Annotated in this window: 13 protein-coding genes; 3 read left to right on the forward strand and 10 right to left on the reverse strand. The window is 66.9% G+C overall.

The window, feature by feature from the left end; translation table 11 throughout:
* Window positions 1-173: 173 nt before the first annotated feature.
* The 7 genes from VGN58_RS11520 to murJ form a co-directional block, all read right to left on the reverse strand.
* Window positions 174-503 carry a hypothetical protein gene (locus VGN58_RS11520; RefSeq protein ID WP_327483364.1) on the reverse strand — a complete coding sequence of 110 codons (330 nt, stop codon included), beginning with the start codon at window positions 501-503 and terminating at the stop codon, window positions 174-176.
* A gap of 390 nt (window positions 504-893) precedes the next feature.
* Entirely contained in the window at window positions 894-1,094 is a 201-nt protein-coding gene (locus VGN58_RS11525; protein ID WP_327483365.1) for a hypothetical protein, read from the reverse strand.
* A gap of 135 nt (window positions 1,095-1,229) precedes the next feature.
* A complete protein-coding gene (ispH, locus tag VGN58_RS11530) occupies window positions 1,230-2,180 on the reverse strand; it encodes a 4-hydroxy-3-methylbut-2-enyl diphosphate reductase (protein WP_327483366.1) in 951 nt (316 codons plus the stop codon).
* 219 nt (window positions 2,181-2,399) lie between these two features.
* A complete protein-coding gene (gene lspA / locus VGN58_RS11535) occupies window positions 2,400-2,897 on the reverse strand; it encodes a signal peptidase II (protein ID WP_327483367.1) in 498 nt (165 codons plus the stop codon).
* The gene (gene ileS, locus VGN58_RS11540; RefSeq protein WP_327483368.1) at window positions 2,897-5,728 is read right to left on the reverse strand and encodes an isoleucine--tRNA ligase; all 2,832 of its coding nucleotides are present in this window, start codon (window positions 5,726-5,728) and stop codon (window positions 2,897-2,899) included. The genes lspA and ileS overlap by 1 nt, the downstream gene beginning before the upstream one ends.
* Window positions 5,725-6,672 carry a bifunctional riboflavin kinase/FAD synthetase gene (locus VGN58_RS11545; protein WP_327483369.1) on the reverse strand — a complete coding sequence of 316 codons (948 nt, stop codon included), beginning with the start codon at window positions 6,670-6,672 and terminating at the stop codon, window positions 5,725-5,727. Before VGN58_RS11545 ends, ileS begins: the two co-directional genes overlap by 4 nt.
* 81 nt (window positions 6,673-6,753) lie before the next feature.
* Window positions 6,754-8,364, reverse strand: a complete 1,611-nt coding sequence (murJ, locus tag VGN58_RS11550) for a murein biosynthesis integral membrane protein MurJ (RefSeq protein WP_327483370.1) — start codon at window positions 8,362-8,364, stop codon at window positions 6,754-6,756.
* A 128-nt stretch (window positions 8,365-8,492) separates the two neighbouring features.
* Between murJ and rpsT the strand changes: the two genes are divergently transcribed.
* Window positions 8,493-8,762 (forward strand): 30S ribosomal protein S20, encoded by a 270-nt coding sequence (gene rpsT / locus VGN58_RS11555; protein WP_062355047.1) that lies wholly within the window; start codon window positions 8,493-8,495, stop codon window positions 8,760-8,762.
* Window positions 8,763-8,896: 134 nt separating this feature from the next.
* On the opposite strand, the gene cgtA is transcribed toward rpsT, so the two are convergent.
* From cgtA to rplU, 3 genes are all read right to left on the reverse strand, one after another.
* Window positions 8,897-9,952: an Obg family GTPase CgtA gene (gene cgtA, locus VGN58_RS11560; protein WP_327483371.1), complete on the reverse strand. Its 1,056-nt coding sequence runs from the start codon at window positions 9,950-9,952 to the stop codon at window positions 8,897-8,899.
* Window positions 9,953-10,156: 204 nt separating this feature from the next.
* Window positions 10,157-10,417 carry a 50S ribosomal protein L27 gene (rpmA, locus tag VGN58_RS11565; RefSeq protein WP_055935654.1) on the reverse strand — a complete coding sequence of 87 codons (261 nt, stop codon included), beginning with the start codon at window positions 10,415-10,417 and terminating at the stop codon, window positions 10,157-10,159.
* 12 nt (window positions 10,418-10,429) lie between these two features.
* Window positions 10,430-10,738 (reverse strand): 50S ribosomal protein L21, encoded by a 309-nt coding sequence (gene rplU, locus VGN58_RS11570; protein ID WP_062355039.1) that lies wholly within the window; start codon window positions 10,736-10,738, stop codon window positions 10,430-10,432.
* Between the two features lie 441 nt (window positions 10,739-11,179).
* On the opposite strand from rplU, the gene uvrA reads away from it, so the two are divergent.
* Window positions 11,180-14,134: an excinuclease ABC subunit UvrA gene (gene uvrA / locus VGN58_RS11575; protein ID WP_327483372.1), complete on the forward strand. Its 2,955-nt coding sequence runs from the start codon at window positions 11,180-11,182 to the stop codon at window positions 14,132-14,134.
* A complete protein-coding gene (locus VGN58_RS11580; protein ID WP_327483373.1) occupies window positions 14,131-14,550 on the forward strand; it encodes a thioesterase family protein in 420 nt (139 codons plus the stop codon). The genes uvrA and VGN58_RS11580 overlap by 4 nt, the downstream gene beginning before the upstream one ends.

The following is a 14,550-nucleotide window of genomic DNA, read 5'->3' on the forward strand; positions in this document are numbered from 1 at the left end:
CTTCATTGGCCATCCCGGTCGCCGCGTCTGCCCGGCATCAGCGCGTGACGCATTCGCGCACGGCGGCGAACACCGTGAACCGCGAAGGTCTCGACGCGCCGCACACCGGGAGGGCGACCTCTCTCCGCGCCACACGCCACCCACGCCCGGATGTCCCATCCGTGCTGGTTTGCCTATCGGTCCACCACCTGATGGCGGCCGCACGCGACGCAGGTTCGATACCTGCCGAAGCGTCCGTCGCGCTCGCCGCCCAGCAGTCCGCCGCAGGCGCAGATCAAGGCGTCACCCGCCTCCCAGCGGCGCAACCGCAGGCTGGCCACGGTACCCAGCACGAGCGCGACGCCCGTCAGCGCATGCGGCAGCCATCGCAGCGCATTGAAGAACTCGCCTCCCTGAGGGGCCGGCGTGGCACCGGACAACACCCAGGTGGACGCAAACGCCAGCAACAGGCAGGCCAGCGTGGGCAAGTAGATACGCAACGCAATCCGGTGCATGCGGGTCATCGGCCATCCCCCTCGATTCGATGGCGGACACGATGGCAGGCGGTGGTCGCACGGCGTGATACGGCATGACACACGCGGCATGTCGAACGCGCCATGGAGGCCGGGCGACGACGGGTTGCTCCTGTCGTTAGGCGGAGCTTCGATGTCGTGGAGGCCGTGCGGCGCGTGGACGGAGAAGGCCACCGCGTGGAAAGCGCTCTCTGACGCCCTGCGCTGACATCGCCAACCCCGCCCTGCGTGCCATTACTGTGAGAAATCGACCCAAAAAGGTGCGCACGCAAGGCATTGAAGTGAGGCGACGAGGCTTTTTTCCTCGACGCCAAGGCATTCCCGGGACGGCGCCAAAGCATTTCGGGACGGCGCCAAGGCAAATTGCCTTGGCAGCGAACCTCAAAGGTGAGACGACAAGGCAATTCGCCTCGGCATCGGGATGCTTTGAGCCATGACGGCGAGGCAATTTGCCTTGTCGCCGACACTTTTCGCTTCGACCGCAAGGCTTTTTTCCTTGGCGTCGAACCACGTTGGTGCGTCGTCGAGGCGCGGAGGCTTGGCGTCGAGGAAAATTGCCTTGATGACCGGAGCGTGTGACACGGACGACGCCCGTTCCGTGCCGGCCGAATGACGTTCACTTTCCCGGCCGAACCAAAAAGAACCCCGGCCAAGGCCGGGGTTCTTCCCAGGGACAGAAGGCGGAGTGGCCTGCGCCCGCTTGCGGGCGTTCCCGACTCAGTTGACCAGCTGCAGCCGCAGTTCCTTCGGCAGCGCGAACACCATGTTCTCGGGTTCGCCGTCGAGTTCGCTGACGCCGGCGGCGCCGAGGTCACGCAGGCGCTGGATGACGCCGTCGATCAGCACATCGGGGGCGGAGGCGCCGGCGGTGACGCCGACCCGCTGCTTGCCTTCGATCCAGAGCGGGTCGATCTCGTGCGCGCCGTCGATCAGGTACGACTCCACGCCGTCGCGCTCGGCCAGCTCGCGCAAGCGGTTGGAGTTGGAGCTGTTGGGCGAGCCGACCACCAGCACCAGGTCGCACTGCCTGGCGAGGTCTCGCACCGCATCCTGGCGGTTCTGGGTGGCGTAGCAGATATCGTCGTTCTTCGGCCCCTGGATGGCCGGGAAGCGCTGCTGCAGCGCCTGGATGATGCCCACCGTGTCGTCCACCGACAGCGTGGTCTGGGTGGTGTAGAACAAGTTGTCGGGCTGGCTGACGTCCAGCGTGGCGACGCCGTCGATGTCTTCCACCAGGTAGATGTTGCCCACCCCACCCTCGCGGCTCCACTGCCCCATCGTGCCTTCCACCTCGGGATGGCCGGCGTGACCGATCAGCACCACGTCGCGGCCGGCGCGGCAGTGGCGCGCCACTTCGAAGTGCACCTTGGTGACCAGCGGGCAGGTGGCGTCGAACACCTTCAGGCCGCGGCGCTCGGCTTCGTGGCGCACCGCCTTGGACACGCCGTGCGCGCTGAAGATGACGGTGGCGTCGTCGGGCACTTCGTCCAGCTCTTCCACGAATACCGCGCCGCGTTGCTTCAGGTCGTCCACCACGAAGCGGTTGTGCACCACCTCGTGGCGCACGTAGATCGGCGCGCCCAGCGTCTCGATGGCGCGCTTGACGATCTCGATGGCGCGGTCGACGCCGGCACAGAAACCACGGGGATTGGCGAGCAGGACGTCCATAGAATCCGATAGTACCGAAGGCAGGAAAATGAAACGCTAAACGTGTTGCCGGTGCCGATCCCGCCTGGCGCCAACGCCCCTCGCCCGCCTGCGGGAGAGGGGAACAGGGTGAGGGCGAACCGCCGCGATGCCGTAGGGTGGGCCTCGGCCCACCGTCTTCACGCGTCACCGAGCGGTGGGCCAAGGCCCACCCTACGATCGCGCGGGGAAGCAGTCGGGTCAGCCAGCCTTCTTCTTGCCCTCGAACAGCCCGAACAACGCGATGCCGATGGCGCCGCCCACCACCGCGCAGTCGGCGATGTTGAACGCCGGCCAGTAATGGTCGCGCCAGTGCCACTGGATGAAGTCGATCACGTGGCCGTGGATCTGCCGGTCGATGACGTTGCCCAGCGCGCCGCCGATCACCAGCGCGTAAGGCAGCGCCTGGCGCCAGTCGCCGCGTGCGGTGCGCGACAGCCAGAAGCCGAGCAGGCCACTGATGCCCACGGCCAGCACGGTGAAGAACCACAACTGCCAGCCACCGGCATCGGCCAGGAAGCTGAAGGCCGCGCCGGTGTTGTAGGTGCGGTACCAGTTCCAGAAGCCCTCGATCACCGGGATGGCGGTGTACTCCGGCAGCGAGGCCAGCACCCACGCCTTCGACCACTGGTCCAGCACGATGACGACGACCGACAGCAGCAGCCAGACCAGCGCATTCGGTTTCGGCTTGGCGACCATCAGAACCACACCCGGTCTTCGCCGGCGCCATCGATGTTGCTGACGCAACGGCCGCAAAGTTCGGGATGCGCGGCATGCTGGCCGACATCGGCGCGGTAATGCCAGCAACGCACGCACTTGCTCTTGGTGGTCGGCTGCGCCAGCACGAAGATCTCGTCCGCGCTGACTTCGTTGACGGTGACGTCGCCACTGATGAAGAAGAAACGCAGCTCCTCGGCCAGCGGCTGCCACTTGGCGGCGGTCAGGGCATTCACCGACACGGTGATCTCCGCTTCCAGCGCGGCGCCGATCAGGCCGTTGGCGCGCATCGGCTCCAGCACCTTGGCCACCTGCTCGCGCAGGGCCAGCAGCTGGTCGAAGTCGGCGGCGTTCAGCGCCGCGCCTTCCGGCAGCGGCGCCAGGCCGTCGTACCAGGTGGCGAACAGCACGTTGCCGGTGCGCTCGCCCGGCAGATAACCCCACATTTCATCGGCGGTGAAGCTGAGCACCGGTGCGATCCAGCGCACGAAGGCCTCGGCGATGTGGAACATCGCGCTCTGCGCGCTGCGGCGACCGCGCGAATCCTCGCGCATGGTGTACAGGCGGTCCTTGGTGACATCCAGGTACAGCGAGCCCAGGTCGACGCTGCAGAAGTTCAGCAGCGCCTGCACGATCTCGGCGAAGTCGTAACGGTCGTAGGCGGCCTTGATCTTCTCCTGCACCTCGAACGCGCGATGCACGATCCAGCGGTCCAGCGCCACCATGTCCGCCGGCGCCAGCAGATCGCGCGACGGATCGAAGCCGCTGAGGTTGCTGAGCAGGAAGCGCGCGGTGTTGCGCAGCCGGCGGTAGGCGTCGGCGTTGCGCTTCAGGATTTCCTGCGACAGCGACATTTCGTTACTGTAATCGGCGCTGGCGATCCACAGGCGCAGGATGTCGGCGCCGAGGGTCTTCATGATGTCCTGCGGCTCGATGCCGTTGCCCAGCGACTTGGACATCTTGCGGCCGTGCTCGTCCACGGTGAACCCGTGGGTGAGGCACTGCTTGTACGGCGCGACCTTGTCGATCGCCACGCCGGTCAGCAGCGAGGACTGGAACCAGCCGCGGTGCTGGTCCGAGCCTTCCAGGTAGAGGTCGGCCGGCTTGCCCAGGCCGCGCTCCAGCAGCACGCCTTCGTGCGTCACGCCGGAGTCGAACCAGACATCGAGGATGTCGGTGATCTTGTCGTAGTCCTTCGCTTCCTCGCCCAGCAGTTCGGCCGCATCCAGCGTGTACCAGACGTCGACACCGCCCTGCTCCACGCGGTCGGCGACCGCGCGCATCAGCTCGACGCTGCGCGGATGCGGCTCGCCGGTTTCGCGGTGCACGAACAGCGCGATCGGCACGCCCCAGGTGCGCTGGCGCGAGATGGTCCAGTCCGGACGGCCATCGACCATGCCGGCGATGCGGGCTTCGCCCCACTGCGGGAACCAGCCGACCTGCTTGATCGCCTCCAGCGCATCGGCGCGCAGGTGGGCCTGTTCCATCGAGATGAACCACTGCGGCGTGGCACGGAACGCGATGGGTGTCTTGTGGCGCCAGCAGTGCGGGTAGCTGTGCTCCAGTTTGCTGAAGGCAAGCAGCGCGCCGCTCTGCTTGAGCACGTCGATGAGGGTGTCGTTGGCCTTCCAGATGTGCAGTCCGGCCAGTTCGACGCCATGCGCCGCCGGTGTGGACGGCAGATACACGCCGCGGCCATCGACCGGGTTGAGCTGCGCGGCGGTGTACTTGTCGAGCAGGCCGTACTGCTTGCTGACGACATAGTCTTCCTGGCCGTGGCCGGGCGCGGTATGCACGGCGCCGGTACCGTCTTCGGCCGACACGTGGTCGCCGAGCAGCACGGGAATATCGCGGGTGTCGTAGAACGGATGCGCGAACAGCGCGCCTTCCAGCGCACTACCCTTCACCCGGGCGTGCACGACCACGTCGGTGACGCCGTAGCGCTGCAGCGCGCGCGCGGCCAGCGCATCGGCCAGCAACAGCCAGCGGCGCCTGCCGTCGTGCGCGGGGCCTTCGACCAGCGCGTACTCGAGATCCGCACCGACCGAGATGGCCAGTGAGGCCGGCAGCGTCCACGGCGTGGTGGTCCAGATCGGCAGCGCCACTTCGACATCGACGGGTACGTCGACACCGAACGCCTTCGCCAGCGCCTGCGCGTCGCGCGCGGCATAGGCGACGTCCACCGCCGGCGACACCTTGTCGGCATATTCGATCTCCGCCTCGGCCAGCGCCGAGCCGCAGTCGAAGCACCAGTGCACCGGCTTCACGCCGCGCGTCAGATGGCCGTTGGCGACGATCTTGGCCAGCGCGCGGATCTCGTTGGCCTCGAAGCGGAAATCGAGCGTCTTGTACGGGTTGTCCCAGTCGCCGATCACGCCCAGGCGCTTGAAGTCCTTGCGCTGGATGTCGATCTGCGACTCGGCATATTCGCGGCACTTCTGCCGGAACTCGACCGCATCCAGCTTCGCGCCGACCTTGCCGAACTTCTTCTCGATGGCGATCTCGATCGGCAGGCCGTGGCAATCCCAGCCGGGGATGTACGGCGCATCGAAGCCGGCCAGGTACTTCGACTTGACGATGATGTCCTTGAGGATCTTGTTGACCGCGTGGCCAAGGTGGATCGCGCCGTTGGCGTACGGCGGGCCGTCGTGCAGCACGAACAGCGGACGCCCCTTGGCGTTCTCGCGCAGCTGCGCGTACAGGCCCTGGCGTTCCCAGCGGTCCAGCGTGTCGGGCTCGCGCTTGGGCAGGTCGCCGCGCATCGGGAAATCCGTGGCGGGCAGATGGAGGGTCGCTTTGTAGTCCTGGCTCACGCCGTCGCTCGTCGTTGGTGTTCGGAAAGGATCCCGCGTGCGTCGTCCGCGTCGCGGTGCATCTGCACGGTGAGGCTGGGCAGATCGGGGAATTTCAGTTCGTCGCGCAGCTTGGCGACGAATTCGACTTCGATATGGCGCCCGTAAAGGTCGCCGGCGAAATCGAACAGGTGGGCTTCGAGCAGCGGCTCGACGCCATCCACCGTCGGCCGCGTGCCGAAGCTGGACACCGACGGCCACGGACGGTCGCCGACGCCGTGCACCCAGGTGGCATAGATGCCGGACAACGCCGGCGTCTTCGGAAAGCGCAGGTTGGCCGTCGGGAAACCGAGCGTGCGGCCGAGCTGCTTGCCGCGCACGACGCGCCCGCCGATGGCATACGGCCGACCGAGCAGACGCGTGGCGGTGGCGAAGTCGCCGGCCTTGAGCGCTTCGCGGATGCGGGTGCTGGAGACGCGGTCGCCCTGGGCGTGGACGGGTTCGATCTCGCCGGCGCTGAAGCCCAGCTCGTTCCCCATCACCTGCAACAGGGCGAGGTCGCCACCGCGACGGTGGCCGAAGCGGAACTCGGGGCCGATCCAGACTTCGCGGGCATTCAAGCGACCCGCCAGCAACGTGCGGGCGAAGTCCTCGGCGGACATCGCGGAGAGCTTCGCATCGAAGCGCAGAAGGCCTACATGGTCGGCGCCGAGGTCCAACAGGCCTTCCACCTTGGCGCGCGCCAGGGTCAGGCGCGGCGCTGGATTGTCCCGGGCGAAGAATTCGCGCGGCAGCGGCTCGAACGTCACCACCACGGCCGGCACGCCCCGCGCGCGGGCACGGGCGACGGCATGCCGCACCAGCGCACGGTGGCCCGAATGGAGGCCATCGAAGGCGCCGATGCAGACCACGCTACCGTGCGGGCACAGAGACCCGCCATCGACGTCACGGAACAGCCTGCTCATGGATTCCTGTCAGGACGGATGCGCCAGCCGGCGGATCCGGGATGTTGCAAGACCTTGAAGTATAGCCGTCCCCGCCCGTCCTCAATGCCCACGCAGGTCACGCGGCCGGATGCCCTGCAGGTACAGCAGGCCGGCATACAGCCCGCCGCCGGCGCCGACCATGGCCGCCAGCCGCCAGCCGCGCTCCCACCAGGCCCACGACGTCCAGTCGACCCAGACGAAGCGGAAGGCCAGCACCACCAGCGTCATCGCCAGCGTGGCCACGACGATCTGGCGCAGGAAGCGTCCCCAGCCCGGCTGCCGGCGGTAGACGCCGGCCCTGCGCAGCAGCCAGGCCAGTTGCAGCGCATTGACCCAGCCCGCCACCGCGATGGCGAGGGCCAGCAGCGTGTGCGCGCCCTGCACCTGCCCCAGGGCGCGCATCGGGTTGCCGCCCGACGCTTGCAGCGCCTGTCGGCCCGGCTCGGTCCCATGCAGCAGCAGCGCGAAGAACAGCAGCAGGCACAGCGCATTCGTCAGCACCGACACCACGGCCGCCCTCACCGGGGTGCGGGTGTCCTGCCGCGAGTAGAACGCCGGCGCCAGTACCTTGACCAGCAGGAACGCCGGGACTGCCGCCGACTGCGCCATCAGGCTCCAGCTCGCCATCCGCACGTCGAGGGCAGCGAACTCGCCGTACTGGAACAGGGTGGACAACAACGGCTGCGCGCACAGGATCAACCCGGCGCAGGCCGGCAGGCCGATCAGCAGGCAGAGGCGGAAGCCCCAGTCCAGGCCCTTCGAATAGCCCTCGGGATCGGTCTCGGCATGCCGGCTGGACAGGTGCGGCAGGATCACCGTGCCGATGGCGACGCCGAACATGCCCAGCGGGAACTCCAGCAGCCGGTCGCTGTAGTACAGCCAGCTGACGCTGCCGCTGATCAGCAGCGTGGCCACCCAGGTGTTCATCAGCAGATTGACCTGGGCCACCGAGGAGCCGAACAGCGTGGGCACCATCAGCGTCATGATCCTGCGCACGCCGGCATGGGCCAGGTCCAGCCTGGGCCGCGGCAGCAGGCCGATACGGAACAGGGACGGCAGCTGGAATCCGAGCTGCAGCAGGCCGGCGATGAAGACACCCCAGCCCAGCACCATCACCGAGCTGCCGAACCACGCCTTCGCCGCCAGTGCGGCCGAGATCATCGCCACGTTCAGCAGGATCGGCGACAGGGCCGGGACCGCGAACCGCTGGTAGCTGTTGAGCACTGCGCCGACCAGCGACGCCAGTGAGATGAACAGCGCGTAGGGGAAGGTGATCCGCAGCAGATCGGTCAGCATCGCCGTCTGCGCGGCATCGAAACTGGGGGCGATCAGCCGGGCGATCGGACCCGCCAGCAGGATCACGATGGCGGTCAGTATCATCAGCGCCGCCGCCAGGGCGCCGGCGACGCGGTCGACCAGCGCCTTGACCTCTTCGGCCGTGCGGGTCGCCTTGTACTCGGCCAGCACGGGGACGAAGGCCATCGAGAACGAGCCCTCGGCCGACAGCCGCCGCATGAAGTTCGGGATGCGGAACGCCACGAAGAAGGCGTCCATCATCGCGCTGGCACCGAAGACATGGGCGTAGACCTGGTCCCGGACCAGCCCGGAGAGCCGGGACAGGAAGGTCATGGAGCTGAAGACCGCGGCGGACCGCAGGAGCCGGCCGCTCATCGCCGCTCCGTTGCCCGGGACGGACCCAGGTTGACGCAACCCATTGAATGCCTCATAATTTCCGGCTCAATTTACCCGTCTTCCGTTCACCCCCTGAATTCTCTCAGGTATTCACCAGGAATCCCACCGTGGCCAATATCAAGTCCGCCAAGAAGCGCGCCAAGCAGACCGTCGTGCGCAATGCGCGCAATGCCGGTCAGCGTTCGATGCTGCGCACCGCCGTCAAGAAGGTCCTGAAGGCGCTCGACGCCAACGACGCCGCCGGCGCCCAGGCCGCGTTCGTCTCGGCCCAGCCGATCCTCGACCGCCTGAGCTCGCGCGGCCTGATCCACAAGAACAAGGCAGCCCGCCACAAGAGCCGCCTGAACGCCCGCATCAAGGCCCTGCAAGCGGCCTGATTCACGGTGGTACGCAACGCGAAGACACGGGAACCCGCCGCAAGGCGGGTTTCTTTTTTGTACTCAGGCAGGACGATGCAGGAAACGGACGCCTGATCCGCCAACGGAAAACCCGCCTTGCGGCGGGCTGTTCGTCACGGGGCTTCGCGGGCGGCCTCGTCGGCCTCTTCCTTCTGCCGGTCGAAGAACGCCATGACGTCTTTCATGATCGGCCAGGTGCCTTCACGCGAGATGGCGGAGACCTGGTACCAGGGGTGAGTCCAGCCAAGGTCGGCGATGATCTGCTCCGCGCGCGCCTTCGCCTCGTCCTCGAACATCAGATCGGCCTTGTTGAGCACGAGCCAGCGCGGCTTCTGCAGCAGCTCGGGATCGTGCTTCTCCAGTTCGCGCTCGATGGCACGGACCTGCTCGACCGGATCGACGTCCTCCACCCCGCCTTCCATCGGCGCCATGTCCACCAGGTGCAGCAGGAGACGCGTGCGCTGCAGGTGGCGCAGGAACGTCGCGCCCAGGCCGGCACCGTCCGCGGCGCCTTCGATCAGGCCCGGGATGTCGGCGATCACGAAGCTGCGATGCGCTTCGACGCTGACCACGCCTAGGTTGGGATACAGCGTGGTGAACGGATAGTCCGCCACCTTCGGCGTCGCCGCCGACACGGCGCGGATGAAGGTGCTCTTGCCCGCGTTCGGGAAACCCAGCAGGCCTACGTCGGCCAGCAGCTTCAGCTCGAGCCTCAGCAGGCGCTCCTCGCCCTCCTCGCCCGGCGTTGCCTTGCGCGGCGCGCGGGTGATGGAACTCTTGAAATGCATGTTGCCCAGGCCGCCCTTGCCGCCCTTGGCCACCAGCAGACGGTCGCCATGCCGGGTCAGGTCGCCGATCACTTCGTCGGTGCTGACATTGGTCACCACCGTGCCCACGGGCACCGTGATGGTCAGGTCTTCGCCGGCCTTGCCGTACATCTGCCGGCCCATGCCGTTCTCGCCACGCTGGGCGCGGAACTGGGTCTGGTGGCGGAAATCGACCAGCGTGTTGAGGTTCTCGTCGGCCTGCAGCCAGACGCTGCCGCCGTTGCCGCCGTCACCCCCGTCCGGCCCACCCAGCGGAATGAACTTCTCGCGGCGGAACCCCACGCAACCGTTGCCGCCGTTGCCGGCGCCTACCAGGATTTCTGCTTCGTCTACGAGTTTCATGGGGGCGTGATTCGTGATGGGGTGATTCGTGATGGGGAAACGCCCCGACGGCGGGATGGCCACGTCGATGGGCGGCAATACGGTGCCGGGAGGCTAGGAACGGAACACGCTGGCGGATCACTCTTCACGAATCACCAATCCCGGCTTCATCAAACGAAAAGCCCCGCACGCGGCGGGGCCCTTCGCTCGGCGTGTGCGAAAGCCTCAGGCTTCCGTCACCACGCTCACGGTGCGGCGCTTCTTGGCGCCCTTGACCGAGAACTCGACCTTGCCGTCGACCAGCGCGAACAGCGTGTGGTCGCGACCCAGGCCGACGCCCGGACCCGGATGGAACTGGGTGCCGCGCTGGCGGATGATGATGTTGCCCGCATCGATCGCCTGACCACCGAAGACCTTGACGCCCAGCATCTTCGGATTGGAGTCGCGGCCGTTGCGCGAGGAACCTACGCCCTTTTTATGTGCCATGACTGCTTCTCCTTACTTGGTGATGCCGGTGATTTCGATTTCGGTGTAGTGCTGCCGGTGACCCTGGCGCTTCATGTGGTGCTTGCGGCGGCGGAACTTGATGATGCGCACCTTGTCGGCGCGGCCATGGCCGACCACCTTCGCGGTGACGCTGGCGCCCTTCAGGGCGTCGCCCAGGCTGATGGTCTCGCCATCGCCCAGCATCAGGATGTTGTCGAAGGTGATCTCGTTGCCGGCTTCGGCCTCGAGCTTCTCGACGCGGAGCGTCTCGCCCTTCATCACGCGGTACTGCTTACCGCCCGTGACTACGACTGCGTACATGTGGATTCCTTGGTTTCTGTAGTTATTTTCTGGAGCCTGTCCGCCATCGAGGCGAACAGAAGCGGAATTGTAGTGGATTCATGGAGTTAGGGTCAACCCTGCGCCTGCTCTTCTTTGGGCTTGCGGCCTCCCCGCCCCGGATTCCGGACAGGATCTGTCCGCATCGGAGTGCACACTGCTGCGCATGGCGCCCGCCGGCGGCGCCACTCGCCGGGGCGCTCCATTGTAAATCAATGACTTGAATCGATTCCTGTGGCGTCGTTTCCGCCTTCCGCTACCGGGGGGATATCCCGTCGGTCGGCCTGGCATTCGACGGCTGGCGACGCCAACGAGACTGACCGCCCACCCACCCGACCCCGCCGCTTCGCTGGCATTGCCGGTATTTGCCCCCACCTAGGCAGACCGCTACGCTTCCTTGTTCGCTTTCCGGACCCCCACCCGATGGCCATGGACTTCATCCGCATCCGCGGAGCCCGTACCCACAACCTCAAGAACATCGATCTCGACCTGCCGCGCGACAAACTGATCGTGATCACCGGCCTGTCCGGCTCCGGCAAGTCGTCGCTGGCGTTCGACACCATCTACGCCGAAGGCCAGCGCCGCTACGTGGAATCGCTGTCGGCATATGCGCGGCAGTTCCTGAGCGTGATGGAGAAGCCCGACGTTGACCACATCGAGGGCCTGTCGCCGGCGATCTCGATCGAGCAGAAGTCGACCAGCCACAACCCGCGCTCCACCGTCGGCACGATCACCGAGATCTACGACTACCTGCGCCTGCTCTACGCGCGCGTCGGCCTGCCGCGCTGCCCGGACCACGGCTATCCGCTGGAGGCGCAGACGGTCAGCCAGATGGTCGACCAGGTGCTGGCGCTCGATGGCGAGCAGCGCTTCATGCTGCTGGCGCCGGTGATCCGCGAGCGCAAGGGCGAGCACGCGCAGGTCTTCGACCAGCTGCGCGCGCAGGGTTTCGTGCGCGTGCGCGTGGATGGCGAGCTGTACGAGATCGACGCGGTGCCACCGCTGGCGCTGCGCCAGAAGCACACGATCGAAGCGGTGATCGACCGTTTCCGTCCGCGCGAGGACCTCAAGCAGCGCCTGGCAGAGAGTTTCGAGACCGCGCTGAAGCTCGGCGACGGCATGGCCCAGGTGATGTCGCTCGACCAGCCGGAATCCGCACCGCTGCTGTTTTCGTCGAAGTATTCCTGCCCGGTCTGCGATTACTCGCTGCCGGAACTGGAACCGCGGCTGTTCTCGTTCAACTCGCCGGTCGGCGCCTGTCCGACGTGCGACGGCCTGGGCGTGGCGCAGTTCTTCGACCCGTCGCGTGTCGTCGTGCATCCGGAACTGTCGCTGGCGGCCGGCGCCGTGCGCGGCTGGGACCGCCGCAATGCGTACTACTTCCAGCTGATCGCCTCGCTCGCGAAGCATTACCAGTTCGACACGGACGCCCCTTGGCAATCGCTGCCCGAGAAAGTGCAGCAGGCCGTGCTGTACGGCAGCGGCGAAGACGTCATCACGTTCACCTACCTCACCGAGTCGGGCGGCCGCACGCAGCGCAAGCACCGCTTCGAAGGCATCGTGCCCAACCTGGAGCGCCGTTACCGCGAGACCGAGTCGCCGGCGGTGCGCGAGGAACTGGCGAAGTACATCAGCGACCGTCCCTGCCCGGACTGCCTGGGCGCACGCCTCAACAAGTCCGCGCGCAACGTCTTCGTCGCCGACCGTCCGTTGCCGTCGCTCGTCGTGCTGCCGGTGGACGAGGCGCTGGCATTCTTCCGCAGCCTCGATCTGCCCGGCTGGCGCGGCGAGATCGCCGCCAAGATCGTCAAGGAAATCGCCGAACGCCTGGGTTTCCTGGTCGATGTCGGCCTCGATTATCTGACCCTGGAGCGCAAGGCCGACACGCTGTCCGGCGGCGAAGCGCAGCGCATCCGCCTGGCTTCGCAGATCGGCGCAGGGCTGGTCGGCGTGATGTACGTGCTCGACGAGCCGAGCATCGGCCTGCACCAGCGCGACAACGAGCGCCTGCTCGGCACGCTGACCCGCCTGCGCGATCTCGGCAACACGGTGATCGTGGTCGAGCACGATGAAGACGCCATCCGCCTGGCGGACTACGTGCTCGACATCGGTCCGGGTGCGGGCGTGCACGGCGGCGAGATCGTCGGCCAGGGCACCCTGCAGGACCTGCTGGAGGCACCGCGTTCGCTGACCGGCCAGTACCTGTCGGGCAAGCGCCGGATCGAGGTGCCGAAGGCCCGCCACAAGGCCAACCCGAAGATGACGCTGCACCTGCGCGGCGCCACCGGCAACAACCTGAAGGATGTGGACCTGGACATTCCTTCGGGGCTGTTCACCTGCATCACCGGCGTGTCGGGCTCCGGCAAGTCGACGCTGATCAACGACACGCTGTATACGCTGGCCGCCAACGAGATCAACGGCGCGTCGCACAAGCCGGCGCCGTACCGCGAGGTGACCGGCCTGGACCTGTTCGACAAGGTGGTCGACATCGACCAGTCGCCGATCGGACGCACGCCGCGTTCCAATCCCGCGACCTACACCGGCCTGTTCACCCCGCTGCGCGAACTGTATGCGCAGGTGCCCGAGGCGCGCGCGCGTGGCTATTCGCCGGGCCGCTTCAGCTTCAACGTGCGCGGCGGCCGCTGCGAGGCCTGCCAGGGCGACGGCATGATCAAGGTGGAGATGCACTTCCTGCCGGACGTCTACGTGCCCTGCGATGTCTGCCACGGCAAGCGCTACAACCGCGAGACGCTGGAGATCCTCTACAAGGGCTACAACATCAACGACGTGCTGGAGATGACGGTCGAGGATGCGCTGACCCTGTTCGAACCGGTGCCGTCGATCGCGCGCAAGCTGGAAACGCTGATGGACGTGGGCCTGAGCTACATCAAGCTGGGCCAGAGCGCGACCACGCTGTCCGGTGGCGAAGCGCAGCGCGTGAAGCTGTCGAAGGAACTCTCGCGCCGCGACACCGGCCGCACGCTGTACATCCTCGACGAGCCGACCACCGGCCTGCACTTCCACGACATCGAGCACCTGCTGGCCGTGCTGCACAAGCTGCGCGACGAGGGCAACACCATCGTGGTGATCGAGCACAACCTGGACGTCATCAAAACGGCGGACTGGGTGGTGGACCTGGGGCCGGAAGGTGGCCACCGCGGTGGGCAGATCCTTGCGACGGGTACGCCGGAAGACATCGCGGCGCACCCGGATTCGCACACGGGCCGCTTCTTGGCCAAGCTGCTGCCGGAATCGAAGACGCCCAAGGCCAGCAAGCCGGCGGCGGTCGCCAAGCCCGACGTGCTGCCGCCCCGCAAGTCCGCAAGCAAGACCGCCAAGAAGACCTCCAAGACCACGAGCAGGAAGGCCGCACGATGAGCGACACCCACGACCCCGGCCGCAAGCTGCTGGCGAAGATCCCGATCAGCGTGCGCTGGCGCGACATGGACAGCATGGGCCACGTCAACAACGCCAAGTACATCTCGTATCTGGAGGAGGCGCGCGTGCGCTGGATGCTGACCGTGCCGGACGTGTCGATGACCGACCGCATCGCTCCGGTCGTGGCGGCCAACAACATCAACTACAAGCGCCCGCTGACCTGGCCGAACGACGTGGTGGTGGAACTCTATGTCGACCGGCTGGGCACCAGCAGCGTCACCATCGGCCACCGCATCGTGTCGGCCAAGGACGACAGCGTGCTGTACTCGGACGGCAACGTCGTGGTCGTCTGGATGGACACGCAGACCGGGCACAGCGCGCCGTTGCCGGCGGCGATCCGGGCGGTGTCGGAGTAA

It is taken from the genome of Pseudoxanthomonas sp., from assembly GCF_035999195.1.
Taxonomy (GTDB): domain Bacteria; phylum Pseudomonadota; class Gammaproteobacteria; order Xanthomonadales; family Xanthomonadaceae; genus Pseudoxanthomonas_A.